The following is a 2,456-nucleotide window of genomic DNA, read 5'->3' on the forward strand; positions in this document are numbered from 1 at the left end:
CAGGGCCGAATGCGCCTTGCCCGGGGCCGCGATCTCTCCGCTGGCGGCGGGCCGGGACGGCAGGCCGGGCAGGGGGCCGCCGCGTTCCCAGTGCCGCCGCTTGCCGGCCTTGGCGCGGGTGGCGCGGGCCTCCTGTTCGATGGCGTCGCCGCTGCGGTGATGGCCGGGATCCTGCGCGCTGAACCGCGCCAGCGCCCAGGCCGCGCCCAGCGTGTCCGCCAGCCCCAGGCGCACCGTCAGCCCCAGATCGGCGCAGTCGCGGCGCACCTGGTCCACCAATCCCGCCTCGCCGCCGAAAAGATGCGCGCAGCCGGTGAGGTCGATGACCAGCCCGTCGCCGTCCTGCTGCGCCACCCAGGGGGAGAACTTGCCCGCCCAGCGGTGCAGCACCCCCAGGAAGGCCGCCTCGCGATGCGGGTTCTGCAACCGCGTCAGCAGCGTCGCGCACATGGCATGGGCGTCGCGCAGCGGCTGGCCCGGGGTCAGCCCGGCCTGCGACGCCTTGAGCGACAGCGACGACAGCACCTGCATCTGGCCGCTGTCGCGCACAACCGCAAAGGGATGCGCGTCCAGATGCGGATCGCGGCGCAACAGCCGTTCGGCGCTGAGGCGCGGAAACCAGAGCGAGAGGATACGTCGGTTGGACATGGGGCAGCAGCAGTTTGTTCACTTTATGTTCTAGGCTTCGCATCGCCCGGAGTCGAGTCCGGGCCGTGAAACTTTCGCGCGGCGGAGCGCGTAGCTAGGACACGCCATCGAGAGGAAAGCCGATGTACCGCGCCACCGTCCTGCTGATCCTGCTGCCGCTCCTGACCGGGGCTGCGCTTGCCCATTCCGGCGTAACCAATCCAAAGGTCATGCCGCGCATGCACCTGATGACGGATATCAAGGACACGGTCGCGGGGCTCGGTGCCTTTGCCAAGGGCACGCAGCGGTTCGACGCAGACGAGGCCGCGCGGCTGGTCGATGCGCTGGCGGCGCAGGCAGCAGGGGTTGCGGCGGCCTTCGAGGATGCGGCACAGGATCCGAAATCCGAGGCGCGACCCGAAATCTGGAGCGACTGGACAGGTTTCACCGCCGAGGCCTCAAAGCTGGAGGCGGCCGCGCAGACGATGCAGACCGAGAGCCGCGCGGAAGTGCAATTCGGCATGCGGGCCGTGGCCAAGGCCTGTTACAGCTGTCACGAGGACTATCGGCTGGAAAACTGACCGCCCGGGCTGGCGCCGGGGCCGTCGCCGGGGCAGGATCGGCAGGCCCTGATCCCGGAGACCGCCATGCCTGCCTTTCCCCCGCTGACCGATGCCGACTGGCCCGAGGCGCTGGCCGATCTCAAGGGCGGCTTTGCCACCAAGCTCAACGTCTACCGCGTCATGGCGCATCGGCCCGAACTGCTGCGCGCCTGGGCGCCTTTGCGCGATCATGTGGTGGTGCAGACCGCGCTGGGGCCCGAGTTGAGCGAGGTGGCGATCCTGCGCACCGGGCATCACATGGGCAGCAGTTACGAATGGGACAGCCACGTTTACCGCGCCCGCAAGCTGGGCATGAGCGACGCGCGCATCGCCAGCATCCGCGGTCCGCTCGACGCCATGGCGCCGGAGGATGCGGTGATCGCCGGGGCGGTGGATGCGCATCTGGGGCCGGACCATCGGCTGACGCCCGACCAGGTCGCGGAGGTGGTGGCGCTGGTGGGGCAGGAGGGGTTGTTCGACCTCTTTGCCACGGTCGGATTCTACACGGTGCTGGCCGGGATGCTGAAGTCTCTGGACGTGCCTCTCGATGCGGACATCGCGGCAGAACTCGCTCAGACCCCCGCGCCCTGAGCGTTGCGCCACCGTGCCGCCTGCGGCAGATTGCAACCATTCGTCGCGGTTGCGGCGGCGGGCGGCCCGGTGCAGGGTCCGCGCGGATTCGACAACAACAAGGGGAGACGAGGGATATGCGCACCCGTGCAGCCGTGGCCGTTGAGGCCGGGAAACCGTTGGAAGTGATGGAGGTGAACCTCGAGGGGCCGAAGGCTGGCGAGGTTCTGGTGGAGATCAAGGCGACGGGCCTGTGCCACACCGACGAATTCACCCGCTCCGGCGACGACCCCGAGGGCATCTTTCCCGCCATCCTGGGCCATGAGGGCGCGGGCGTGGTGCTGGAGGTGGGCGAGGGCGTGACCAGCCTCAAGCCCGGCGATCACGTCATCCCGCTCTACACGCCCGAGTGCCGCGAATGCGAGTATTGCCTGTCGGGCAAGACCAACCTCTGCCAGGCGATCCGCACGACCCAGGGCAAGGGCCTGCTGCCCGACGGCACGACGCGATTCTCGATGCTCGACGGCACGCCGATCCATCATTACATGGGCTGCTCGACCTTCGCCAACCACACGGTGGTGCCGGAAATCGCGCTGGCCAAGGTGCGCGAGGACGCGCCCTTCGACAAGATCTGCTACATCGGCTGCGGCGTCACCA

4 protein-coding genes are annotated in these 2,456 nt (G+C 69.0%); 3 read left to right on the forward strand and 1 reads right to left on the reverse strand.

All coding sequences use genetic code 11. The features are described 5' to 3' along the window. Window positions 1-648 (reverse strand): Y-family DNA polymerase (locus DU478_RS22380; protein WP_147276406.1); only part of this gene is annotated, 648 nt, incomplete at its 3' end. Window positions 649-770: 122 nt separating this feature from the next. Between DU478_RS22380 and DU478_RS22385 the strand changes: the two genes are divergently transcribed. The 3 genes from DU478_RS22385 to DU478_RS22395 all read left to right on the forward strand — a co-directional run. Further along, window positions 771-1,208 (forward strand): c-type cytochrome, encoded by a 438-nt coding sequence (locus DU478_RS22385; protein WP_114513061.1) that lies wholly within the window; start codon window positions 771-773, stop codon window positions 1,206-1,208. A gap of 66 nt (window positions 1,209-1,274) precedes the next feature. Then, a complete protein-coding gene (locus tag DU478_RS22390; RefSeq protein ID WP_114513062.1) occupies window positions 1,275-1,820 on the forward strand; it encodes a carboxymuconolactone decarboxylase family protein in 546 nt (181 codons plus the stop codon). Window positions 1,821-1,936: 116 nt separating this feature from the next. Next, on the forward strand, window positions 1,937-2,456 hold a 520-nt coding region (locus tag DU478_RS22395; protein ID WP_158545831.1), incomplete at its 3' end, for an alcohol dehydrogenase catalytic domain-containing protein.

The sequence above is a fragment of the Thalassococcus profundi genome, assembly GCF_003344785.1.
GTDB classification, from domain to species: Bacteria; Pseudomonadota; Alphaproteobacteria; order Rhodobacterales; family Rhodobacteraceae; genus Puniceibacterium; species Puniceibacterium profundi.

What these genes read in the sequence shown, in the direction of transcription:
- DU478_RS22385 (WP_114513061.1), top strand. Translation starts at nt 771, where the DNA reads ATGTACCGCGCCACCGTCCTGCTGATCCTGCTGCCGCTCCTGACCGGG.
- DU478_RS22390 (WP_114513062.1), top strand. Translation starts at nt 1,275, where the DNA reads ATGCCTGCCTTTCCCCCGCTGACCGATGCCGACTGGCCCGAGGCGCTG.